General features: G+C 70.7%; 13 protein-coding genes and 1 pseudogene. 3 read left to right on the top strand and 11 right to left on the bottom strand.

The window, feature by feature from the left end; genetic code table 11:
* From ACZ55A_RS16385 to ACZ55A_RS16400, 4 genes are read right to left on the bottom strand one after another with little or no spacing between them, the layout of a single operon-like run.
* Entirely contained in the window at window positions 1-708 is a 708-nt protein-coding gene (locus ACZ55A_RS16385) for a VOC family protein (protein WP_468840035.1), read from the bottom strand.
* Window positions 702-2954, bottom strand: a complete 2253-nt coding sequence (locus ACZ55A_RS16390) for a Gfo/Idh/MocA family oxidoreductase (protein WP_468840038.1) — start codon at window positions 2952-2954, stop codon at window positions 702-704. The genes ACZ55A_RS16385 and ACZ55A_RS16390 overlap by 7 nt, the downstream gene beginning before the upstream one ends.
* A complete protein-coding gene (locus tag ACZ55A_RS16395) occupies window positions 2951-4051 on the bottom strand; it encodes a saccharopine dehydrogenase NADP-binding domain-containing protein (RefSeq protein ID WP_468840046.1) in 1101 nt (366 codons plus the stop codon). Before ACZ55A_RS16395 ends, ACZ55A_RS16390 begins: the two co-directional genes overlap by 4 nt.
* Window positions 4048-11625, bottom strand: a complete 7578-nt coding sequence (locus ACZ55A_RS16400) for an amino acid adenylation domain-containing protein (RefSeq protein WP_468840051.1) — start codon at window positions 11623-11625, stop codon at window positions 4048-4050. Before ACZ55A_RS16400 ends, ACZ55A_RS16395 begins: the two co-directional genes overlap by 4 nt.
* 127 nt (window positions 11626-11752) lie before the next feature.
* Between ACZ55A_RS16400 and ACZ55A_RS16405 the strand changes: the two genes are divergently transcribed.
* On the top strand, window positions 11753-13426 hold the full coding sequence (locus tag ACZ55A_RS16405; RefSeq protein WP_468840054.1) for an MFS transporter: 1674 nt from the start codon (window positions 11753-11755) through the stop codon (window positions 13424-13426).
* Here the strand turns inward: ACZ55A_RS16405 and ACZ55A_RS16410 are convergent.
* From ACZ55A_RS16410 to ACZ55A_RS16425, 4 genes are read right to left on the bottom strand one after another with little or no spacing between them, the layout of a single operon-like run.
* Window positions 13413-14183 (bottom strand): thioesterase II family protein, encoded by a 771-nt coding sequence (locus tag ACZ55A_RS16410; RefSeq protein ID WP_468840057.1) that lies wholly within the window; start codon window positions 14181-14183, stop codon window positions 13413-13415. The genes ACZ55A_RS16405 and ACZ55A_RS16410 overlap by 14 nt on opposite strands.
* 53 nt (window positions 14184-14236) lie before the next feature.
* Window positions 14237-16708: an ABC transporter ATP-binding protein/permease gene (locus ACZ55A_RS16415; RefSeq protein ID WP_468840060.1), complete on the bottom strand. Its 2472-nt coding sequence runs from the start codon at window positions 16706-16708 to the stop codon at window positions 14237-14239.
* Entirely contained in the window at window positions 16705-17697 is a 993-nt protein-coding gene (locus tag ACZ55A_RS16420) for an ABC transporter permease (RefSeq protein ID WP_468840063.1), read from the bottom strand. The genes ACZ55A_RS16415 and ACZ55A_RS16420 overlap by 4 nt, the downstream gene beginning before the upstream one ends.
* A complete protein-coding gene (locus ACZ55A_RS16425) occupies window positions 17687-19060 on the bottom strand; it encodes an ABC transporter substrate-binding protein (protein WP_468840066.1) in 1374 nt (457 codons plus the stop codon). The genes ACZ55A_RS16420 and ACZ55A_RS16425 overlap by 11 nt, the downstream gene beginning before the upstream one ends.
* A gap of 399 nt (window positions 19061-19459) precedes the next feature.
* On the opposite strand from ACZ55A_RS16425, the gene ACZ55A_RS16430 reads away from it, so the two are divergent.
* Entirely contained in the window at window positions 19460-20023 is a 564-nt protein-coding gene (locus ACZ55A_RS16430; RefSeq protein WP_468840068.1) for a GNAT family N-acetyltransferase, read from the top strand.
* Window positions 20024-20317: 294 nt separating this feature from the next.
* Here the strand turns inward: ACZ55A_RS16430 and ACZ55A_RS16435 are convergent.
* A protein-coding gene (locus tag ACZ55A_RS16435) for an IS5 family transposase (protein WP_468840071.1) occupies window positions 20318-21135 on the bottom strand; the annotation gives its coding sequence in 2 pieces (ribosomal slippage) (window positions 20318-20793 and window positions 20793-21135; 819 coding nt in all).
* A 460-nt stretch (window positions 21136-21595) separates the two neighbouring features.
* Here ACZ55A_RS16435 and ACZ55A_RS16440 point away from each other — a divergent pair.
* On the top strand, window positions 21596-21856 hold the full coding sequence (locus ACZ55A_RS16440; RefSeq protein ID WP_468840074.1) for a hypothetical protein: 261 nt from the start codon (window positions 21596-21598) through the stop codon (window positions 21854-21856).
* Between the two features lie 1518 nt (window positions 21857-23374).
* On the opposite strand, the gene ACZ55A_RS16445 is transcribed toward ACZ55A_RS16440, so the two are convergent.
* Window positions 23375-24091 carry a hypothetical protein gene (locus ACZ55A_RS16445; RefSeq protein WP_468840077.1) on the bottom strand — a complete coding sequence of 239 codons (717 nt, stop codon included), beginning with the start codon at window positions 24089-24091 and terminating at the stop codon, window positions 23375-23377.
* 75 nt (window positions 24092-24166) lie between these two features.
* Window positions 24167-24352: pseudogene (locus ACZ55A_RS16450) on the bottom strand (hypothetical protein); the annotation flags it as partial.

A 24352-nucleotide genomic window follows, 5' to 3' on the forward strand; every position in this document is an offset into this window, starting at 1 on the left:
CTACTCCTTCCGGGCGACGGCGGCCGAGAAGACGGCGCCATGCAGCTTCTGGCGGTCCAACCGCTCGTCGATTCCTGCCAGTTCGACGTCGATGACGCCGGTGTGCGGGGCCTGTTCCACCCGCAGCGGGCCTTCCTCGGCGAGGTGGCCGGCGAGCGCGTCGAATGCGGGCCGGTCGTGGTCCGCGATCCCCAGCCGTACGGTGCGGATGTGGGTGGCGCCGTTGGGGTGCCGTACGGCTGTGGGGCGCTGCGGCGGGTCGTAGGCGGAGACCACGAACGGCAGCCGGGCGGGCCGGGTGGCCAGGAACTGGTAACCCACGCGGTCGCCGTCCGGACGGGTGCGGCGGCCCTTCATGACGCGGGACACCCGGCTCCCGCTCGTCCGCAGGGCGCGGTGCGTACCGTGCAGCGCTGTGGTGTCGGTTTCCAGCGCGAGATCGCGCCAGCCTTCTCCTGGGCGGGCCCAGCGCGCGAGCCGGTCCCCGGCCGCCACGCCGTTCACGGCGCTCATCGGCCACTTCAACAGGCGGAAGGCAGAGGCGAGTTGGAAGAATTCGATGAACGGTCCCCGCTCGAACCAGAGCAGGGCGTTGTGGGCGCGCTCGGGTGCGCTGCCCCATTCGACGGTGAAGCCGAGCTCTTGGTAGTCCCGTACGGCCGACCGGATGTCGTCGACCTTGCACAGGACGTGGCTGCAACTCAACACGGTGTTACTCCACTTGACGGTATGCGGCCGGCGCGGGCGGCGAACAGCCGTTGCCCCAGGGGCGCCAGCGGATGGTCTTCGTCCGGTGCGGTGGCGATCCGCTCGAATCCGGCGCTGGTGAGGGCATCGAGCCACTGCCGGCGGGAGAGGAAGGTGGTGTCCGACGTCCGGCGGGCGTCGTCGGCGGTGGTCATCATGAAGGACTGCGAGGCGAGGATTTCCAGGTGCTCGCGGGTCGGCTCGGTGATGAACAGCCAGCCGGCCGGGGCCAGCAGCCCGGAGATGGCCCGGAGCGTGGCGTCGGTGTCCCGGGCGTTGTTGAGCACCCCTGCCGCGATCACGACATCGGCGCAGTCGGGGGCCAGTCCTTGGGCGGCAGGGTCGCGGTCGATGTCGTAGCAGCCGTACCGGATCCACCGCTGCCCGGCGAAGCGCTCCTTGGCCGCGGCCACGAAGAAGTGCGAGACATCGGTGAAGAGGTAGTCGATGGGCGGTGTCCGTTCCGGGCCCCCCGCGAGAGCGGAGACGACTTCCTCGGTCGTCGCACCGGTGCCGGCGCCGACCTCGACGATCCGCAGCGGGCGGGAGAGGTCATCGCGGTCGTCGGCGAGCGCGCTGACGGCACGGGCCACCGCGGTGTTGAGGTAGCGGGCGGTGATGGTGTCCCGGTAGACGGCGTCCGCGATCTCGCTGCTGCCCTCGGGGAACAGCAGCAGGGCGGCCTGCTGCTCCCCGGTCATCAGCTGGGGTAGCCGCCGCGCGTTGTCGCGGAGGTAGTCGATGAATTCGGCTGATCCCAGCCCCTGTTGCCACGTGGTGGCGGCGCTGTCCCAGGCCCGGTCCACGGCGTCCGGATCCACCGGTGGCGCACCGCGGAAGCCCGTACCGTCCCGTTCGATCACGGACCGGTCGGCGAGCACCCGCAGCCAGCGCCCGATCAGCGCCTGGTGCTGCGGTGCGACCCGGGCCGCGGTGAGGATCTCCTGCGGCGACTGGCCGCACGCCGGGTCGGTGAGGACCCCGGAGCGTTGCAGCGCGCCGAGCATCGAGTCGAGCACCGCGTCGTCCAGCTGTCGTACGAAGTCGCGTACCTGCCGGCGGTCGACGGGCCCCACCCGGCGGTCAGCGGCGCCGGCGGCATACCGGATCAGCTCTGCGGGATCGTCCGGTGCCGCCGGTACCGTCAACTCTGCTGCGGAGAGGGGCTGGTGGCGCTGTCCGGGCCGCAGTGACGGGTAGCCCAGCTCCTTGGTGAGGTCCTGCCACATGCGGCTGAGGGTCAGGTGGTACTGCTCGGGCCGTTCGGCGTCCGGCGCGCCGAGGATGGCCGCGCGTGCCGCGCCCAGGTCCTGGCTGATGGCGGCCGGCCACTGCTCCTGGAGGACGTGCCGGTAGTCCGGTGGGACGGCCGGGCCGAGCGGGGCGCTGCTCGACTCCGTCAGATGCCCGGTACCGGGGGCGGTGAAGTCGAAGCGGTTCTTGACGGATTCGGGGATGTACAGCCGGGGACTCCACAGCACGGGGCCGTGGGTGTCCGTCAGGGTCAGTGCCCCGCCGTCGGTGCCGAGGGTGATCCGGTGCAGCAGATGCAGATGGTTGTCGGGGTCGTCCGGGTCGACCTGGTTGTGCACCCGCAGTGTCAGGGGCGCGCCGCCGATCCGGCCGGTGAGCACGGCGAACGGCGCGTCCTCGTCCGCGGCCGCCGCGCTCACCTGCCAGGGTCGTACGGCGCCGAGCGCGTCGCCGAGGATGTGCAGCATCGGGAACGCGACCTGCGAGGCACAGGCGGCATCGACATACGCCACCGGCTGCCGGGCCAGCACCTTGCGCGCGGCGGCGGCGAACCGCCGTACCGCGGGAAGCCGTACGTAGAGGTCGCCGAGCCGGTACCGGACGCCGTTGCGGCGCGCCTCGCGCAGGCAGGCCACCAGGTCGTCATGGTGCACGGGCTGTTCCTGGACGACGTGGATGCCGCGGCGCAGCAGCTCCAGCGCCAGCTCGGTGCCGGTACCGCCCAGCACGCCGGAGCGTACGACGACGCAGGCGAGGTCCACGTCGTCGGGCAGCTCCGCGACCGCGGTGTACAGCGGCACGCCGTGGCGGGCGGCGCACTGCACCGACCGCTGGCTGCCGTTCGCCAGTACGCCGACGATCTCGAATTCCGCGGGGCGGGCGGCGAGTGCGGCCAGATAGAACTGGCCGAACGTCGTTCCGCACACCACAGTCTTGAGCCTGCGGCCGTTCACAGCGCGCCCTCCTCGGCCACGGCGAGTTCGTCGATCGCCGCGTCGTGCATGGTCAGTTCGCAGATGCCGGGCTCGGCCCGGAGCCGTTCCACCGCGGTCACCGGATCGAGCGCGGCGTCGGCGCACCGGGCGCCGCCGGGCACTTCGCCACAGAGCACCGCGAGTGCGGCGACCGCCGTCACCGCGCCGGTGAGCGGGGCGATGCCGGGTGCCCGCAGCACCGCGGTGCGGGTCGCGGGCCGTCCGCCGGCGTTGCCGTCGAGCTGGGCGAGCAGGGTGACGTACGGGGTGCGGCCCGCGGTGTCGAGGGCGGTGGCCCGGCACAGGCCCGCGACCGCGCAGGCACGGTCGAGGCCGCGCGCTGCGTCGAGCACGGCCGGCAGCTGTACGCCGTCCACGGCCGTGTACCAGCTGCCATGGGTGAGCGACAGGTCGCGGGCCAGCCGCTCCCCCTCCGCGTCGAGGTAGGGATGAGCGGTCACCTCCCGCACGAAGTAGGGCAGCCGGTGTCCGCTCAGCCGGGTCAGCGTCCCAGACCGTCGCGCCCCGTCCCGCCAGGCGGCGAGCGGCTCGTTGGCACCGCCGAGCACACCCTCGAGGTAGTCCGCCGCGCCGGCCGCGGTGAACCGGTCGAGCACCCCCGCATAGGCGGTCAGTCCGTGCACGGTGTCGAAGTGCCGTGCGGCGGACCAGCGGGGCAGCAGCCCTGACAGGCCGGGCAGTGCGCCGGCCGCGTAGAGGGCGGTGCGGTCGCCGACGGCTGTCCTGATCCGCTCCAGGTGGTCACCGCCTCCGGCATCGACCACATCCGCTCCGGCCACCAGCGCCGCGTAGGTCACCCGCTCGGAGGTGCGGTACGAGGGACCGGCGCAGTGCACCACCAGCGAGCAGCCCCTGACGAAGGCGGCCAGTGAGGTGTCGTCGTCGATGTCGACGGCGGCCTCATGTGCGTCGGCGTCCGGCAGGTGGTCGGCGATGAACTCCTTGGCCCGTACGGCGTCCCGGCCGCCGATCCGCAGCGGTCCCGCGCCCCATCGGCCGAGCAGCCGCGCGGCGTGGCCGCCCACGGCGCCATAGCCACCGAGTATCCCGATCACAGCGCGCCCTCCTCGATCTCGTCGTCCCTGTCCGTCCCTTGGCGCTCCGCCAGCTCGTGGGCCAGCGACTCGGCGACCTGGCACAGGGTCGGGGCGGCGAACATCCGACGCAGCGGCAGCCGTACGCCGTAGCGCTGGGTGAGCTGTGCCAGGAAGCGGGTCGCCAGGAGGCTGTCACCGCCCAGCACGAAGAAGCTCTGCTGACGGCCGACCGCGGCCACCCCGAGCAGCTCGCACCAGATGCCGGCGAGGGCCTGCTCCAGTTCGCCCTGGGGCGGCTCGTCGGGGTCCTCGGTGCTGCGGGCCGTGGCCAGCGCGGCCAGCGCCGACCGGTCGACCTTGCCGTTGGTGCTCAGGGGCAGCCACGGCAGGATGTCGACCCGCTCGGGCACCATGTGGGCCGGCAACCGTGCCGCGGCCTGCTCGCGGAGCACCGCGGGATCCAGGTCCGGCGCGGACGCAGGCCTGCGGGCCGCCAGCAGTTCACTGAACGAGTCGCCCAGCGGGCGGTGCACCACCTCGTCGAACCCAGCGGCACCCAGCAGTTCACCCCAGCGCCCCGCGGACAGCATCGGGGTGCCCGCGCTGCGCCGCTCGCGGTCGAATCCGGTGTAGCCCCGGTCGAGCAGTGTCGCGGTCAGCAGAGCCACCGGGGTCAGCTCGGCGCGTTCCACAGCCAGGAGCGTGCCGCCCTGCCGGGTCAGCAGTCCTGCCAGCGCGGGACCGTGGGAAGGGTCGGGGAAGCGGTGCAGTACCTGGTCGGCCAGGACGAGGTCGAAGCGGTGCCGCAGCTCGTCGGGCACGAGGAGGCCCGGCAGCCGTTGGCAGTCGACCTCGTGCGGCAGGTCCGCGAGGCGGCGGCGGGCCGCTTCCAGCTGTGCCGGGTCGGCGTCGAGCAGGGTGTAGCGCACCTGGCCCGGGGCGAGTCGGTCCAGCAGCCGTGCGGCGCCCTGCCCGTCGCCGCCGTTCAGCTCGACGACATCGAGCGGACGGCCGGCGGCTTCGGCCAGCCCGGCAATCCGGCGGGCGATCTCCTCGACCGCGTGGTCACTGCCGGGGTCGGCGCCCGCCAGGCGGGCCGGTGCCAGCACATCGTCGTCGAGCAGCACGGCGGCGTCCAGCCGTCCGGCGAGGATCTGGCGGTAGTCCCGCAGGCGCCCGGTCAGCTGCTTGTGTGCGCGGCCGATCAGCTCGCCGTAGGCGCCCGGGGCTCCGGTGGCGGTATCCCGGGCGAGTGCCGCGGCGGCCTCGGGGCCTGCCGCGTAGGTCGCCCCTCGGACGATCAGGACCTTCCGCTCCACCAGCCAGCGCAGCCAGAGCCGCAGCACCGGCAGCTGCTCCTCGGCCAGCTCCAGGCGGGCCGCCCACTGCGGAACCGTCAGCCCGTCCGTGCTCTCGTCCAAGCCGAGCAGCCGGGCCAGGAACGCCTCCGCCACCGCGCCTTCCGTACGGACGGCTTCGGCTCGGAACCTCCCTACGGATGCCGGAAGTTGGGCACTGTCGACGACTGCTTCGCCGGCTCCCTGAGCCGGCAGCACAGCCGCGACCAGACGGCGGGCGCCGCCCTCACCGGCAACGGCAACGCACGCCCGGCCCACGCCGGGGGCGTCCCGCAGCGCGGCCTCGATCTCACCGAGCTCGATGCGATGACCACGGATCTTGACCTGCTGGTCGGCCCGGCCGAGGAACTCCAGTGTGCCGTCCGGCCAGTAGCGCCCCAGGTCACCGGTGCGGTACCAGCGCTCGGGCCCCTCCTCGACGAACTGCCGGGTGGTCAGCTCGGGGGCGCCGCGGTAGCCGCGGGCGACCCCGGCGCCACCGATCCACAGCTCGCCCGGCACCCAGTCGGGGCAGTCCCGGCCGAACGGGTCGACAACGCGGAAGCGCTGGCCGCGCAGCGGATGGCCGTACGGAATCGAGCGCCAGGCCGGGTCCACCTGCTCGACCTCATACGCGTTCGACCAGATGGCGGCCTCGGTGGCACCGCCGAGCGCGACGAACCGGCTCCAAGGACACTGCTCGGCCAACCGCCCCGGCAGATCGAGGCCCACCCAGTCACCGGACACCAGCGCCAAGCGCAGTGGGTCAGGGGCCTGGGCGCCTTCGGCGACGACCAGCAGCATGTCGAGCAGCGCGGGCACGGTGTTCCACACGGTGACCCGGTGACGGCGTACCAGGTCGAGCCAGCGCCGCGCGTCGCGCCGGTCGTCTTCTTCGATGAGGACCAGGGCGCCGCCGGCCGAGAGCGGACCGAAGATGTCGTAGACGGACAGGTCGAAGTCGAGCGCGGACACCGCCAGCGTCCGGTCGGACTCCGTCACCTCGAACCGCTCGTTGATGTCGGTCACGGTGTTGGCGGCGGCCCGGTGGGTGATCTCCACGCCCTTGGGGTCTCCGGTCGAGCCCGACGTGAAGATGACGTACGCGAGCGCGTCCGGCGAGAGCTCGACGGGGGCTGCGGCCAGATCCAGGGTGGGCGCAGCGTCCACGGCGACGCTCCGCACGCCGGATGGCTCCTCCATCGGGGTACCGTCGGTGACGACCAGGCGTACTCCGGCGAGCCGGTGGATCCGCTCGCGCCGCGCCTCCGGCTGGTCGATGCCGACCGGGACATATGCGGCGCCGGCGGCCAGTACGCCGAGTACCGCCACGATCTGCTGGGGTCCCTTGGGAAGGTGGACGGCAACCGTCTCGCCGCGCCGTACGCCCTGTTCGGTGAGGACGGTGGCCAGCCGCAGCGCACGGTCCGCCAGCTCGCGGTAGCTCATCGCGCCGTCGTCGCCCCACAACAGCGCGGTACGGTGCGGCTGTTCGACGGCCCGACGGAAGAACGCATGGTGCAGCAGGCCCGGCTCACCGGACCCGGTGGCGTTGACCGTCTCCCGCACCTCGCGCTGGCCGGCGGGCAGCAGCTCGGGGGCGGGGGCGTCCCAGTCGCCGGTGGCGAGCTTGTCGAGCAGCCGCAGATACGCGGTGAACATCGCGTCCAGCAGGCCCTCGGGGAAGAGTTCGTCGACGGCGTCCCAGTTGAGGCGGATCCCGTCGCCGTCCTCGGTGACCTGGTGGTCGAGCCAGACCTGCGGCGTCTGGGAGACACCCCAGGCGGGCCGCACGAAGGGCTCTCGGGGGACCTCGCCGCCGACACCCAGCGCGCTGGTGAAGACCACCGGCATGGTGGTCTCAGGATCGCCGGTCCGCCTGGCGATCTCCCGTAGCACCCAGACGGCGGAGGCCTCCCGGTGGTCGAGGGAGCGCCAGAGCTCCTCCTGGACCCGTCGGGCCCTTGCGAGCCAGCTGTCGCCGGGCTGCGGGCGGGAGGAGACCAGCATCAGTGAGGTGAAGTCGCCGAGGACGTTGCCGATGTCCGGGTGGATGTCCCGGCGGTCGAACAGGGTCAGATTGAGGGTGAGGTCGGCTCGCGCACTCCACCGGCCCAGTACTTCGGCGAAGGCGGTGAGCAGAACGCCGGACGGGGTCAGGCCGTACTGCCGGGCCCGTTCGGCGAGGGCCTGCCAGCGCTCCGGCTCCAGGTGGGCCGCACGGCGGCTGAAGCGGGGGCGCACGACGTCGGACGGGTCCTTGGCGAGCGGCAGCGCGGGGGCGGGCGGCAGCGCGGGAAGCAGCTCGGTCCAGTAGGCGCGCGCGGCGGCGAGCGATTCGGGGTCGGGGTCGACGGAGCGAAGGTAGTCGCGGAACGAGACGCCTACGGGCGGGAGTTCGGCCTCCGGGTCGGCGTAGAGCGTGGCCAGCTCGGCGTAGAAGATGAGGATGCTCAGGGCGTCCAGCGCAAGGTTGTCGATACCGATGCCGAGGCGGGTACGGCGTCCGCTGCGTACGCCGCGGACGGCGAACAGCGGCCACGAGCCAGGATCGAACATCTGGTGCGAGGCGTCCTCCCGCAGGGCCGCGCAGGCCTCTTCCGGGTCGGGCCCGGCGTCGGTGACGGGGACGGTGAACCACGGCACCTCGGGCAGGATCCGCTGCTCGCCCTGGTCGTCGACGATCGCGCGCAGCATGTCGTGGCGGGCTATGAGGCGGTTGAGCGCGGACTCCAGCCGGGCAACGTCCAGGTCCTCGACGTCGTATTCGCGGTAGAAGTGGCAGCCGGTGCCGCCCAGCGTGAAGTCCTCGCCGCGGCCGAGCCAGTAGGCGCGCTGCACCTCGGTCAGCGGGAAGGGGTCGTGCCGATGGTCCGGGTCGGGCTGGAGCACCGGCTCCGCACGCCGGCCGCCACCAACTCTGAGCTTCGCGGCGAAGTCCGCGAGGAGCGGGTGGGCGAAGAGGTCGGCCAGCTGGATGTCGCCGTGGCCGTCCTGCCGGAGTCGGGCCACCAGACGGGTGGCGAGCAGGGAATCGCCGCCGAGGGTGAAGAAGTTGTCCTCGCGGGCGATGTCCGGGACGCCGAGCACCGCGGACCAGGCTGCCGCGGCCCGCTCCTCCGCCTCGCCCCGCGGTGGGGTGCCGGGGCAGCGGGATGTGCTGGTGGTGTGCTCGCCGAGGATACGGGCGACGGCCTTGCGGTCCGTCTTGCCGTTGAGGGTGAGCGGCACCTCATCGAGCACCACGATGAGTTCGGGGACCATCGCGCTGGGCAGCCGCTCGGCGGCATGGGCGCGCAACCGGTCCAGGTCGGTGTCACCGGTGACCGCGGCGGCCAGCCGGCGGTCCGCGCCGACCACCGCCACGGCTCGCCGCACGCCGGGGGCCGCGGCCAGCGCCGCCTCGATCTCTCCCAGCTCGATGCGCACTCCGCGCACCTTGACCTGATGGTCGGCGCGACCGAGGAATTCCAGGGTCCCGTCGGGCCGGTAGCGTGCGAGGTCGCCGGTGCGGTACCAGCGCACCCCCTCCCACTCGACGAACTTCTCGGCGGTGCGGTCCGCGTCGCCCCGGTAGCCGCGGGCGACCCCGGCGCCGCCGATCCACAGTTCACCCGGCGTCCAGTCCGGGCAGTCACGGCCGAGCGGGTCGACGACCCGGCACCTGAGGTTGCGCAGCGGGGTCCCGTACGGCACCGAAACCCAGTCGGCCGGTACCTTGCCGACTTCGCACACGGTGGAGTGGATGGCGGTCTCGGTGGTGCCGCCGAGCGCCACGAAGCGGCAGCCGGGAGCGGTGGACCGGAGCCGGCCGGGAAGGTCGAGCGGCACCCAGTCGCCGCCGAGCAGCACCAGTCGCAGGTCCGGGAGACCGTCCGCTTCGGCCGCGGTGACCAGCATGTCCAGCAGCGCGGGCGCGCAGTTGACGACGGTCACGCCGTGGGCGCGGGCCAGCTCGGCCCAGTGGGCGGCGTCGCGACGCGCGGGCTCCTCCACGCAGACCACCGCGCCGCCTGCAGTGAGAGTGCCGAAGACGTCGTACACGGACAGATCGAAGTCCAGCGCGGAGAGCGCCAGGATTCGGTCCGGCCTTCCCACTGCATAACGGTCGTTGAGGTCGGCGAGGGTGTTCATCGCGGCGGCATGGGTGAGTTCCACGCCCTTGGGTTCGCCGGTGGAGCCCGAGGTGTAGAGGACATAGGCGAGATCGTCGGCGTTGCCGGGGACAGGCGCGGGCAGCGGCTCGGTGTCGTCCGGCACGGTGAGGTCGTCCAGCACCAGGCGGATCCCGGCGGAGGTGTGGATCCGTTCGCGCCGGGCCGGGGGCTGGTCGGTGCCCAGCGGCAGATAGGCGGCACCTGCGGCGAGTACGCCGAGTACGGCGGTGATCTGCTCGGGGCCCTTGGGCAGGGTGACCGCCACGACGTCGCCGGTCAGCACCCCGCGCGTGCAGAGATGGCCCGCCAGCTTGAGGGCCCTGTCTGCCAGTTCGCGGTAGGTCAGGACGCCGTCGTCGCTCCAGAGCAGCGCCGGCGCCTCCGGCGTTTCGGCCGCGCGGGCGAAGAACCCGTCGTGCAGCCGCGCCACGCCGGTCTGCCACACGGTGTCGTTCACCTCGGCCCGTACCTGGAGCTGCCCGGCGGGCAGCATCGGCGGTACGGGGACGCCCCAGGACTCCGGGTCGGTCAGCAGCCGGTCGAGCAGGGCGGCGTAGGCGTCGAACATCACATCGAGGACGCCCGGCTCGAATGCGTCTTCGCGTGCGTCCCAGTTGACGAGGAGGCCGCCGTTCACCTCGGTGACCTGGGCGTCGAGCCAGACCTGCGGACCCTGGGAAATGATCCAGGTGGCCTCGCCGAAGCTCTCCCGTACGGCGTCGGAGAACAGTTCGCCCAACCCGAGCGCGCTGGTGTAGACGACGGGGGCGAGAACGCGCTCGCCGTGCAGCCGGGAGGCGTCGCGCAGTACCTCGACGCCGGAGTATCCGGCGTGTGCGGCGTCCTGGTGGAAGCGCTCCTGGAGGCGTGCGGCGCGCTCGGCGAAGGTGCCGGGTGCCGCGCCGTGCCAGGCGAGCAGCATCGATGACGTGAAGTCTCCTACGAGCGACGCCACTTGGGGGTGCAGCGGCTCGCGGTCGAACATCGGAAGGTTCAGCAGGAAGTCCGGTTCGGCGCTGAAGGCCTGAAGCGTTTCGGAGAAGACTGCGGCGAGGGCCATCGCGGGGGTCAGCCCATGGCGCCGTGCGGCCGCTTCGAAGCGCCGCATCCGGTCGGAGTCCAGGTGGAGATGGCGTCGTACGACGGTGGTGGCGGTGGCCTCGGCGCCGGCGCCGGCGACCGACAGCCGGGGCGCGGACGGGAGTTCCGGCAGCCGCCGCTGCCAGTACGCGCGATCGGCCTCCAGAGCCTTCTTGCGGGCCGGTGACTCACGGGCGGCGCGGCGCTCGGCGAGGTAGCGCGGAAAGCTGTAGTCGAGGGCCGGCAGTGGCGTCTCGGGGCCGGCGTAGGCGCGGGCGAGGTCCGCGAGGACGACCCGCAGGCTGAGGGCGTCGGCGGCGACCATGTCCAGATTGATGTGCAGTCGCGTGCCGCCCTTGCTGAGGGCGTCGGGCAGCAGCGTCAGCTGGACGTCGAAGACCTCGCCGACGGCGAGGTCCATCCGGCGGTGCGACAGCTGACGGCGCAATTCGGCCAGCCGCTGCTCGGCGTCTGCCTTGCCCGTCTCCCGCAGGTCGTGGACGCGCAGTCCCGGCCAGGGGCTCTCGGGCAGCAGGCGCTGGCGTCCGTCGTCGAGGACGCTCACCCGGAGCATGCCGTGCCGGGCGAGGACGGCCCGCACCGCGCTGTCCAGGCGAGCGGGGTCCACGTCCTGCCCGTCGAACTCGTGGTAGAAGTGCGCGGCGACACCGCCGAGTTGCTGCCCTTCACTTCGGCCCACCCAGTAGGCGTGCTGCATCAGCGCGAGCTCGAAGGGCTCGGATTCGTCGACGCTGGCGGCCTGCTCGCCCTGACCACTCCCCTGCCGCTCGCCGACGAGCCGCCGCCAGGCCGCCAGGGTCGGTGCGCTGATCAGGTCGGCGAATCCGATGTCGAGACCGGCGCGGCGACACCGTCCGGCCAGCCGCATCATCGCCAGCGAGTCCAGTCCGAGCTGGATCAGAGGGGCTTGTTCGTCGATCTCCTCGACCCGCACGCCGAGCACCTCGCCGACAGCACCGGGCAGATCGAGCACCGCGTCCGCGGGTTCCTGTGACACCTGGATTCAGCCTCCTCAAGGCATATTCCGGTCCAGCCACACCCACACTAATGGCAATGATTTTCATTTACAACTGGCTGGAATCTCGCTAGCGTCGTTCCGCACGACCGAACCCGAGAGGAATGCCATGACTGAAGCCCAGGCCGCCCAAGGCAGCGGCGGGACCGAAGAGTTGAAGGAGGAAGCGGAGGATTCCACCCCGCCCGGGATACGCAGCGCACGGCGCTGGACGACCGCCGTGACCGCGCTGGCAGCCGCGCTGATGACGCTCGACATCACCGTCGTCAATGTGGCGATGCCCGAGATCGGCACCGACCTGGATGCCTCGCTGGACAGCCTCCAGTGGATCGTGAACGCCTACACGCTGAGCTTCGCCGCCCTGCTGCTCACGGCAGGCTCGGTGTCCGACCTGATCGGCCGCCGGAAGGTCTTCCTCGCCGGTGTCGCTCTCTTCACCCTCGCCTCGGCCGCCTGCGCACTGGCTCCGGACGCCGGGGTGCTGATCGCCGCCCGCGCCGTCCAGGGGGCGGGCGGCGCGATGGTCCTCGGGACCTCGCTCGCGCTGATCTCCGGCGCCTTCGAGGGAGCTCCGGCCAAGGCCCGGACGACCGCGATCGGCCTGTTCACGGCCGGCGGCGCCGTCTCCGCGGCGCTGGGACCGCTGGTCGGCGGCGCCATCGTCGAGTGGCTGAGCTGGCCGTACCTCTTCGCCGTCAACGTGCCCATCGGCCTGTTGATCCTCTACGGCGCCGTTCGGAAGGTACCGGAGAGCGCCGACCCCGACAGCTCGCGGAAGATCGACCATGCGGGTGCGGTACTGGCCGTCCTGGCGCTCTTCCTGCTGAACTACGGCCTGCTGACAGGCTCCGAGGACGGCTGGACCACCCCCATCGTGCTGACGGCACTGGCCGTCGGAGCGCTCCTGGCCACCGCCTTCATCGTGGTGCAGTGGCGGTTGGGACCGCGCGCCATGCTGGATCTGCGGCTGTTCGCGATCCCCAGCTTCAGTGGCGCACTGCTGCTCAGCTTCGCCGCCCGCATCTTCAGCTTCGGCATGCTGCCCTTCCTGACCCTGTGGCTCGGCGGCATGCTCCACCTCACGCCGCTCAGGATCGGGCTGGTCCTCCTGGCTCAGTCGATCGCGCTGATGATCGGCGCACCGCTCAGCGGGGTGCTGGCGAAGGTGATGCCGGTGTCCCGCGTCCTCGCGCTCGGCATGGTGGCGGTCGGCATCGGAATCCTGCTGACCGTAGGGATCAAGCCGGGCGACGACTGGACGGTCCTGCTGCCCATGCTGGTGCTGATCGGCCTCGGCGCGGGCCTGACCCTCCCCCATCTGCTGTCGCTGGCCGTCAACGTCGTACCGCCCTCCCGGGCCGGCACCGCCTCGGGCGCGGCCAACAGCTTCTTCCCGCTCGGCACCGCCACCGGTGTCGCCCTCTTCGGCGTCGTACTGACCGGCAAGGTCAACACGGTGATGTCCACGGCCGCGCTGAGCGAACACTCCGTGCCGCGCGCGGCCGCCGGACAGCTGCGCAAGCTGGTGACAGCGGGCCAGTTCGACGCGGTCGGCGCCGCCGTACCGAAGGCGGCGCGCGGCCCCGTCCTGGACCTGGCGCACAGCGCCTACACCGAAGCGCTGTCCCAGATCTTCTGGATCGCCGGGATCGCCGGCCTGCTGGCCGCGGCCGCGAGCCTGGTCCTCGTCCGCGACAAGGACGCCTACCAGGCCCCGGACGCCGCCGGGACGACAGACGAGGACGAGGACGAGCCTGCCGCCGCGGCGGCTACCCGCGGCTGAGCAGCCGGCGGCGCACAACGTCCACAACCGGGTCAGGCCGGTCCGAGAGGTAGAAGTGGCCGCCGGGGAAGGTCAGCAGCTGGAAGGGACCGGTGGTCCACCGCTTCCAGCCCGCGGCCTCCTCGGCGGTCACTTCGTCGTCCTGTGCACCCATGAGCGCGGTCACGGGGCACGGCACCGGCCCGGAGGGCGAAGCCCGGTACGTCTCGATCAGCCGGTAGTCACCGCGCACCACGGGGAGCACCAGCTGCCGCACCTCGGGCATCTCCAGCAGCTCAGGAGGCGTGCCGCCCAGACGCACCAGCTCCGCCGACAGCGCCTCCTCGTCCAGCAGATGAACGGTGCCGCCCCGGTGGTACTGCGGCGCCTCGCGCGCGGAGACGAAGAGGTGTTCCGGCGCCCGGTGCCCTTCCTTCAGCAGCCGGAGGACGAGCTCCTGCCCGACCGTCGCGCCCATACTGTGCCCGAACACGGCCCACGGCCGGTCGAGCAGCCCCGCCGCGGCCTCCGCGAGGCCCTCGACCAGCTCATCCATGTCCTGCGGCAGCGGCTCATCGAGCCGGTCCTCCCGGCCCGGCGGACAGACGAGGACGGGCTCGATCGCCGGCGGCAACAGGCCGGACCAGGCGCGGTACAGCGACGTCGACCCGCCGGCATGGGGCAGACACAGCAGCCGCACAGCCGGATCCCGCTGCGGACGCGGACGGCGCAGCCATCGTGCGTCGGGGGCGGCGGTGGTCGGAGGCTGGCCTCGCATGGCTCGCTGGGACGGCATCGGTCCTGCCCTTCTCGGGTACTCGGTGAGGTTGTTCATCCAGTGCGCTCTTCTTGAACTGCCGTCTGGGTGGGCAACACCGGTACGGCGGAGAGGAGTTCAGAGGTCACCGGATCGCGTGGCGCCGCGATGACCGCTTCCGCCCGTCCGGTCTCCCTGATCCGGCCGTCGGCGAGCACCGCGAGGTCACCGCCCAGGCGCACCGGCACCGTCATGTCATGGGTGACCACGACGACGGCGAGTCCCAGCTCCCGCCGCAGTTCGTCGAGGAGCGCCAGCACGGTCGCGGCTGTCGGGGCGTCGAGGGCGCTGGTCACCTCGTCACACAGCAGCACGGCGGGCTCCGCGGCCAACGCCCGTGCAAGCGCGACACGTTGACGCTGCCCACCCGAGAGCTGGTCCGGCCGCAGAGCACCATGGGCGCGGTCGAGACCCACCCGCTCCAGCAGCAGGTGTGCTCGCGCCCGGCGAGCTTCCCCGTCCAGCTCCGGTCGGAACAGGCTCAGCGGGCGGGCGACGATCCGCTCCACACAGTGGCGCGGATTGAGGGAGTCGTACGGATCCTGCGGGACAAGCTGCACCAAGCGCAGCTGCTCACGGGCACGGCCACGCACACCTCGCGCCACGTCCTCGCCCGCCAGGCTGAGTTCGCCCTCCTCCCAGGAGGGATGCAGTCCGGCGAGGCAACGCAGCAGCGTGGTCTTGCTACCGCCTGAGGGACCCACCACGGTCAGACAGCCGCCGGGACGTACCGTCAGGTCGATGCCTTCCAGCACGCTCCTGGCGCCGCGCCGGACCCGGAGGCCGCGCAGCATGAGCACGCCCTCGGCCGGGCCCGCGCCCGCCGCGCCGGAATTCCGTGGCACGGCGGCGGAACGGGCCGCAGCGACCAGGCGCCTGGCGGGTTCACTCACCGGGCTCGCCAGGACCTGGGCAACCGGACCGTGTTCGACGATACGACCGCGGTCGAGCACCGCCACCTCGTCCGCCACCGAAGCAACCTGCGCCAGATCGTGGGCGATCAGCACGACGGCAGGGCCGCCCTGCTCGCGGATCCTGCCCAGATCGGCGAGGAGCCCGGCGGCCGTGACCGGGTCCAGGGCGCTGGCGGGTTCGTCGAGCACCAGCAGATCGGGGCGGTGGGCGAGCGCGGCGGCCAGGGCCACCCGCTGCCGCTGTCCGCCGGAGAGTTCATGCGGCCGGCGGCGCAGAAAGCCCTCGTCATCGGGGAGCCGGACGGTGCGCAGGGCTGCACGGATGCGCTCCGTCCGCTGGGCCCGCGGGACGCCCCGGGCCCGCAGGAACTCCCCGATGTGGTCGCCCACCCGCAAGGTCGCCGACAGCGAGGTGCGGGGATCCTGCGGCACATACGCGGCGTGCCGGGCCCGCAGTCGCCGCAGGGCGCGGGCGCGGATCCCGAGCAGGGACCGGCCTGCCAGGTGAACGGAACCGGCGCGCAGCGTCAGGCCAGGACGGAGTTCACCGAAGGCGGCCAGCGCGAGCGTGGTCTTGCCGGAGCCCGAGGCTCCTACCAGGGCGAGGATCCGGCCTCGGGCCAGTTCGAGCCCGACCGCGTCGAGCACACGTGAGCCGTCGTCCGCCTCAACGGTCACGTCCTCGATACGAAGGGCCACTGCGTGATGCGAGCTGTCGGTATGCAGGCCGTCCTTGGCGGAGGACGGCCTGCCGGCGCGACGCACCGGGCGCGCGGCGGGCAGAACGACGTCGATGAGGAGGTTGGCGCTCAGCAGCAGTACGAGAATGCCGAGGGCGGGGACCACGACCGCGAGCGGTTGCAGAGCGAGCCCGTCACGGTTCTCCAGGATCATCAGTCCCCAGTCGGCGGCGGGCGGTTGGGCCCCGTAGCCAAGGAAGCTCGCGGTGGCGACGGTGAACGCCGCGCCGACGAACCGTACTCCGGCGTCGGCGGCGAGCACCGGCGCCAGGTTGGGCAGCACCTCGCGCGCCAGCACGTAGCGGCTGCGTTCGCCTCGCGCCACCGCCGCCTCGACGTAATCGTGTTGCAGGGCCTGGAGTGCGGCTGCCCGCACCACACGCACGATTTCCGGGAAGAGCACCACGGCAGTCGCGACCGCCACCCCTGCCGTTCCCCGCCCCACCGCCACCACGACCACGCTGAGCAGCAGAAGCGACGGCAGGCTGAGCAGCACATCCACCAGCCGCAGAACGGTGGCATCAATGGCCCCACCACGCAGCGCGGCCAGCATTCCGACGCCCGCGCCCACGGCGTACGCGACCGCGAGCGCACCCACGGAGAGCAGCACCAGCGTCCGCCCGCCTGCCAGGAAGCGGCTGAGCACATCCGCGCCGAGGTGGTCGGTTCCCAGCGGCGCGGTACCGCCGGAGGGTGCGTACGGCATGTCGGCCACGGCACCGGGCAGATGCGGAGCGAGCCACGGGCCGAGCACGGCGAGCAGCACAGTGCCGGCCAGCACGGCTCCGGCCGCCGTCGCGCCGGCCCTTCTCCACCGGATGTGCCGATTCAACTGGTCCTCCTGGCCGCAGGGTTGAGGGCGGCGGCGAGCGCGTCCGCCACCAGGTTCATCAGCACGGTCACGGTGGCGATGAGCATGCTGACACCGAGCACGACGGGCGCATCACGGGCCGCGGTGGCATTGACGAGGGCTGCCGCGAGTCCCGGGTAGCCGAACAGTGTCTCGGCGACGAGCGTCCCGCCGAGCAGATAGGCGAGATAGCGGGCGAGTACCGGCACGGCGGGGACCACCGCGGACGGCAGCACCCATCGCAGCACCACGCGGCGTTCGGGAATCCCACCTAGCCGGGCTGTCCGTACGGCGTCCGAATCCGCGGCCGCCACTGTCCCGGCCCGGATCAGGCGCACATTCTGGGCCAGGCAGACGGAGAGCAGGGTCAGGACGGGCAACACCAGGATCTGCGGCTGGGACAACGGACTCGCTCCGGACGGCGGCACCGAGACGGCCGGCAGCCAGCCCGTACCCACCGCGAAAAGCTGGATGAGCAGGGTGCCGATGACGAATTCCGGCAGGCTGACGAGGGTGAGCGTGCTGGTGGTCACCAGCCGGTCCGCGGTCCGCCCTGCGCGCAGCCCCGACCACAGCCCGAGCCCGATCGCCAGTGGCACCAGCAGCGCCGCCGCGAGGACGCCCAACAGCAGGGAATTCCCGCCTCGTTCGGCGATCAACCGGGACACTTCCTCCCCTCCCGCGTACGACCGCCCCAGGTCGCCGTGGAGCACGCCCCACAGCCAGCTCGCGTAGCGCTCCCACGCGGGCCGGTCCAGGCCCAGGCTGTGGTGCAGTGCGGCGATCTGTTGCGCGCTTGCCCCCCGCCCCGCGAGCCGGGCGGCGGCCGCATCGCCCGGCGCGAGCGTGGTCGCGGCGAAGACGAGCAGAGAGGCGACGAGCAGCGTGCCAACCGCGGCGGCGATCCGCCGCAGCCACCATGCGGCCTGACCCCACCCCGGTATGCGGCCCATCGGACGGTCAGGCGGCAAGGTAGGCATCACGCAGGCACGGGTAGTCGAAGAACCCGAGCGCCTTGACCCCTCCCACGGCCGGCTTCGCGCCCGCGACGGTGGGCACACGGGCGAACACCGCATCGCCACCGTGTTCCCGCAGATGCTGCTGAACGTCGTGGACCGCGCGGACGCGCTTGCCCTCCCCCACCGCGGCGTGCATGGCCTTCATCAGCCCGTTGAGGGTGCCGCTGGAGGGGCCGGTGAACGGATACGAGGCGCGCGGCCCGTAGTACGTACTCAGCGCCAGCGGCAGCGGCAGCGGGTGGTAGAAGCTGGTCTTCAGCGGCGCCGCCAGCAATGCCTTCATATCGGCGTAGAAGTCCGCGGCCGGCACCTTGTCGACGGCGACCCGCAGCCCGGCCGCCCGCCCCTGTTCGACAAAGGCCGTCGCCCCTTCCAGCGGCCCGTACTCGTAGTCACTGGTACGCACGGACAGCTTGGCCCCCTTCAACCCGCCCGAGGACATCAGGCGACGCGCCTTGTCGGGGTCGTGATCAGGACGCGGCAACGAGGTGTCATACCACTCCTGGTGACGACCCATCGCATCGTCGGCAACCTCGCCCAGCCCGTAGGTGACGGTACGCACCATGGCCTCGCGGTCAATGGCGCAGCGCACCGCCTGCACGGCCTCCGGATGCGTAAAGGGAGCCGCCGAGAGATTCATGCTGAAGGACAGCTCACCCCACAGCTCGCGCGGTGCGGTGGTGATCTTCAGGTCCGGGTTCTTCGCCTCGGCACGGACGGTGGCCAGCGTCAGCGCCCCCGCGTAGTCGAACTGCCCTGCCTTGAGCCCATTCAGCCGCGCCCCGGCCTCCGCGACGGACAGCAGCTCGATCTCGTCGAGATACGGACCGCCCTCCCCCCAGTAGTCCTTGCGCGCCTTCAACAGACTGCTCTTCCCCCTCGACCAGTCCTTGAGGACAAAAGGCCCGGAGCCGAGCGCCTTGGTGAAGTCCTTGGTGCCGGCCGGGAAGACGAACATCGACTGCGCGAGCGCCAGGTCGAAGAACCCGTCCGGGCTCGTGAGGCGCAGTTCGAGCGTGTGCTTGTCGCGAACCCTGGACGCCTTCACATCCAGTCCGGCCAAGTAGGCACTCTGCGTGGTGGGCTGGCTCGCGAAGGTCCGCAACGTGAACAGCACGTCCTCGGCGGTCAGGGCACGCCCGTCGCTGAAGGTGAGGCCGTCCCGGACGCGTACGGTCCAGACACTCGCATCGGCATTGGACTCAACGGACTTCGCGACCCGCCACACGGGCTTGCTGCCGTCCATCTCGCCGATGGTGTCCCAGATCAGCCGGGCCCTGACATAGTCCACGGCCGTCGCCGTCGCCTGCACCACGCTCGCCGATTCAGCACTCGACCCGGCGAAAGCGGCCCGCAGCCGCCCTCCACGCCGCGGCTTGCCACCACCGGCGGCCGGCCCACCACTCCCGCCATCACCACCACAGGCGGCCAACAGCCCACCACCCGCCGCCACGACGGCTCCACTGCCGATTCCCCGCAGAACAGACCTGCGCGCTATGTGCCCAGCCCCCACCACGTCACCTTTCGCCGAAACCGGCCGCCCAGTACGTCCAGTCGCCGAGGAAACCTAACAGGAAATGATAACGCTTTTCAATAAGCGGTTTTCGAAGCCGCCGCTCCACCCATCCCGGAGGGCCTTGGCGTCATGGCAAAGCCCCCGAGTTGCCGAGGAAAACCGTTGGGCTGTCCGACTTGCTCCAGACATGATCGACTCGTGGACACCTACCTGGAGACCGAGCGCCTGGCCCTGCGCCGCTTCACTGCCGATGACGCGGACCTGCTGATCGAGCTGGACAGTTGCCCGTCGGTGATGCGCTACCTGACCGGCGGCAATCCGACCGCGCCGGAGCTCGTCCGCGAGCGCGACCTGCCGAACATCCTCGCCGGCTACGAGAAGTGGGGCGGCGACCTCGGACTATTCGCCGCGCACGAGAAGGACGGCGGCGCGTTCATCGGCTGGTTCCACCTGCGTCCCGAGCCGGAGGGCCCGCTGCACGAAGCCGAACTCGGCTACCGGCTGCGGCAGGCGGCTTGGGGCAAGCGCTATGCCACCGAGGGCTCGCGGGCCTTGCTCGGCAAGGCGTTCACGGAGCTCGGTGTGCGCATGGTCTGGGCTGCGACGATGTCCGTGAACCACAGTTCGCGCAACATCATGGAGAAGCTCGGAATGACGCTCGCGGACACCATCCCTACTCCCTCCGACATGGAGATGATCGAGGGCTCCGAGCACGGAGGCGTACGGTACGAGATCACCAAGGAGCAGTGGGAGCAGCAGTAGCCGCGGTGCGAACGGCCGTTCTGCATCCACGCCCACCGGAATCGGTAGGTGGACGGCAGGAGTCGTACCAGGTTGAACCCGGGGCCCGCCACGGACTGTTGGTTACCGTCAACGACACCCCTTACTGGGCGATCAGCGACTGGGCCGGCAGCGGTAGCGGCGGTGCTGACACGGCGGCTCTACCCTGGCAGCAGCCTCGCTCCGCAACCAAGACACCCGGACCGGTCTCGCCACAAATCCTGTTCTGGGATCGCCCCCCGAAGCAATTCGAGCGTTGACCACTAAGACCGTGTCCTATGTGGTGAGGCGGACGAGTCGCTTGTAGCAGCAGAGGGCTGCGGCGAGTCCGAGAAAGGCGAGGTAGTTGCGGGGATTGCGTTCGTAGCGGGGGCTGAGTCTGCGGTAGCCGGACAGCCACGACATGGTCCGCTCGATGACCCAGCGGCGCCGCCCCAACCGTTCGCTGGACTCGATGCCCTTTCGGGCGATCCGGACTCCGATGCGCTTGCCGCGAAGCCATTTTCGCAGGTCGGCACGGTCGTAGGCTTTGTCTGCGTGCAGGCGCTGGGGCTTGAAGTGGCGGCCGTTGTGGGGGTCGTGTCTCGTTTGGTGACCCGCCACCATGGGCTTCAGCCCTTCGCTGTCGTGGGTGTTGCCGGCCGAGACGCCGACGGCCAGAGGCAGTCCGTCCGCGTCCGACAGGATGTGCATCTTGGAACCCGGCTTACCCCGGTCCACGGGGCTCGGACCTGTGTGTTCGCCCCCTTTTTCGCCCTGACGTGGGCGGTATCGAGGACGACGCGAGTGACGTCGATGAGGCCGGCGTCGTCGAGCCGATGCAGCACGGCCTCGTGCAGGCGACCCCAGACGCCAGCTCTCGACCAGATCAGGAACCTTCGGTGAGCAGTCGACTTCGATATCCCGAAGCAAGGCGGTAGTTGGCGCCAGGAGCAGCCGCTGACCAGGACGTAGATGATGGCCGCGAACAGCGTCTCATCAGGCGTGTCCTGTGTTCCTCCGCCTTGCGGCCGCACCTTCGACGGAGGGATCAGCGGCTTCGCGACCTCCCACAGCCCGTCCGGAACAATCCAACTCCACGTACCCCGCCCCATGACCGAACCAACGACCGCCTCACCACATAGGACACGGTCTAAGGCCGCACGAGTACAGCAGGCCCGAGCACGAAGGCGTCTTCGAGGTACCGGCCGAACGTCTCCACCAGGCGCTCCAACGGACCCGGGCCGGCTGGGAGGCCGCACTCCTGTGCGACATCACGCGAGTTCTCCTGAGCCCCAATGAGCCTCGACCGCTGTGGCCAGGGGGTCCTTCCTCCTCCGGGTGTCTCGGCGCCGAGTGACGTAACTTCGGGATTCTTGAAGCCTTCTCACTTCGTCCGGCCGATTCGCAGTCGGGCTGAAGGTGAGGAGGCGCGGATGGCCCCGGTGCGTTTGCCGGACGTGCGCTGCTGTGTCTCCCCCGAACGGACCGGCGGTCGCGAGTGTGCGCGCGCGGGACGGCGGCCGGGACCGCAGACTGGGTTCACCGAGAACCACAAGAGAGGGGAGCACCAGGATGGTGACCCAAAGCGTGCGTCAGAGCTTCTGTGAGGTGTTGGAGGAGGGGGCGCAGGGCCTTCGAGAGGAGATCGTTCGCCACGAAAAGAACCTCGAGAAGCTGCGCGAGGACATCGCTGAGCTCAAAAGGCAGCCCGACCCGGACTTGAGGGCGATCGAGGCCCTCTTGCAGATGAAGGCGTCCCTGGAGGCGAAACTCGCGGTGGACCAGCTGTCGCTCCAGTCCACGGAGAGCGCGATCTCGGAGCTCTGCCCCTGACCCCGCGCAACCTCATCACCGCATACGCGCGGCCTTAACCCGGGAAGCGAACGTTTGTGTGACCTCCCGTGAGTTCCGCTGAACCCCACTGAGGTCCTGCCCCTGTGGCCAGGGGTTCCACCTCTTCCTGGGGGCTTGTCGTCGAGTGACGTAACTTCGGGATTCTTGAAGCGTTCCCATCGTGTCCGACCAGTGTGTAGTCGGGCTGAAGGTGAGGAGGCTCGGGTTGGCGCTGGCTGTCGTACGCGACCTGCGCGAGTTCCGTGATCCGGTCTCGGCGGAGGAATCTGGAGCAGTTCGAGACCGACGTGCTCGCCGGGTTCGTTCTTGCGCGGGCCTCGGCGGGGCTCGCGGACGGCACGATCCGCGGGGACGTCGGGCACTTGGACCAGGTGCGGGCCTGGTTCGGTCGGCAAGCTCTGGACCACGCGCGCCACCCGCAACCTCACCGCCACCCTCGAACGGCTCCGTGTCGACCGCCAGCTCGACGAGGCCCTGACGCACGGCGCTGACCCGCTCCACCTCGCCCTCGTCTTCGGCATCGACGAGAAGACTGCCATCCGTTACGCGGACTCGGCCCGGCAGCTTCTCCAGTCTGATCTCGAAACCGACCCGGCGTGTTCACCACGAACCCATGGGCCCGTCCCCGAAAAAATCGGCATCGGATCCGCGGGTTCCCGATGAAGAACCCTCGGTCTCCGCGAACTCGCGGGTATCGAGGCCCTGCCTGCGCTCGGGTAGCTACAGCGAAGTGACAAGTAGCTCTCTGTAGCCGATGTGACGGCGTGTTATTCCGGGTTCGGGTGACCGCAGGCCGTTGGGACTGCGGATCAACGAGGCACGGATGCTCGACCTGGACGACGTCCGGTGGGAGTTTGGCCAGTTCGGCAAGCTCAACGGATGGGATAGCAGGCCCCGACGTCGCCCCGGCACGGCTCGCCAGTGCCGTGGTAGGTGTGCGCAACAATCACGCCGAGCACCACCAGCAGCAGCAAAAAGCCCCATATGACGATCGTTATCGGATGGAGGCTAAACCGAGCCGTTATCTTCTAGCGCCGGGTGCGGCGAGCTGGGCTGGCCGCACCGAGACGGTCACCCGTCAATGTTCCCCCGAGGATTGCTCACTCTGCGGACATGAGTACCTGGGCTATTCCCACCTCTGCCCGACCGCATGCGAATCGCCGGGGGCGAGTAGTAGCCGTACGGCGGTTAACGGTGAGATTGATCATGGTGGCCGGAGCGGCTCGCGCTGCCAGTCGGGCTTCAAGAAACCAAAGGCCACGTTGACTACAGGCCGTTACTTGTCACTTCGTCGTAGCTACCCGAGCGCAGGGCCTGCGACGCTGGAACGGGGAGAATCCGGACTTCGCGGCAGACCTCATCCAGGCCGCCGAACACGCCCGTCGTTGACCTGCCGTCGTGCCTGACGACCTCCCGGATATCTGTAAGGCACGGACCGATCGGACCCACTTGGCTTACTTGCCTTACGGCTCCTGAGCACTCCAGATAACGTGCAGCTCACGATCGACGGGCCACCTCGGCTGCGTAGGCCATTCTGACCGCGCCGGCATACCATCTTTCGGCCGCCATAGGGCTGATACCGAGCAGCCGTTGCAGCACGGCCGGTGGCATCTGCGTGCAAAGGTCGAGCAGGGCGGCGCATCGTCCGGCTTCGGACGGGAGGCCGATGTTCCGCAGACGGGTCGCGAGCCGGCTGCTGGTCAGTGCTCGTCCGGGACGCTGGGTCGGGAACAGCCAGGGCGCGTTTGTCTCGTTGCTGTAGACCGCGTGCTCATGGCTGTGCGCGATGTCGACGAGTTGCAGGACAAGGGCGTCCAGGGGTGGTGGCAGCCTGAGCGGTGTCTTGTTGATGCGCAGTGCGACACCGTCCTCGTCGTGCAGGACGTGGTCGGTGGTCAGGCGGCAGGTCCTTGCGGGAGTCTGGCCGTAGAGCAGGACCATCAGGCCGGCGACGCGGTCCTTGGTCTCGAAGGAGTCGTCGTTGAGGAGCTGGCGGGCGATCTTCCATCGTTCGTCGGCATCGAGCGGGCGGTAGGAGACCCGATGGGCCCGGGTGGGGATGCTGATCCCGGAGGCGAACTTGCTGCGGACGGCCCAGGCGACGAAAGGACCGGCGGCGTAAGGGCCCTGGTGGGGTTCGGAGGTGAGCCAGAGGTCGATGTGTTCCTGTCGGCAGGTCCCACACGAAGGCGCACAGGACGGCAGCGGCAGCACCGATCGTCACCAGAAACTCCTCGTCACCCCCAGCAGCCGGGAGGCGTCAGCTGAGGGCCGTCCGCCGGGAGTCAGTCAGTGTTCGGCCGCTGGTTGCTGGATCAGGAAGTGTGTGGCTGCCTCGATCACGTGGTTCTTGAGCGTTTCTACGGGGACTCCCCAGCTTTCGTCCCAGTCGTCGAGGTTGTACGCGCACACCATGAGCGGCCGCAGCGCGTCGGGGTAGTCGAGCTCCCGGGCGACGTCGTGCCAGATCCGGAA

The sequence above is a fragment of the Streptomyces sp. NPDC034111 genome (assembly GCF_055575375.1).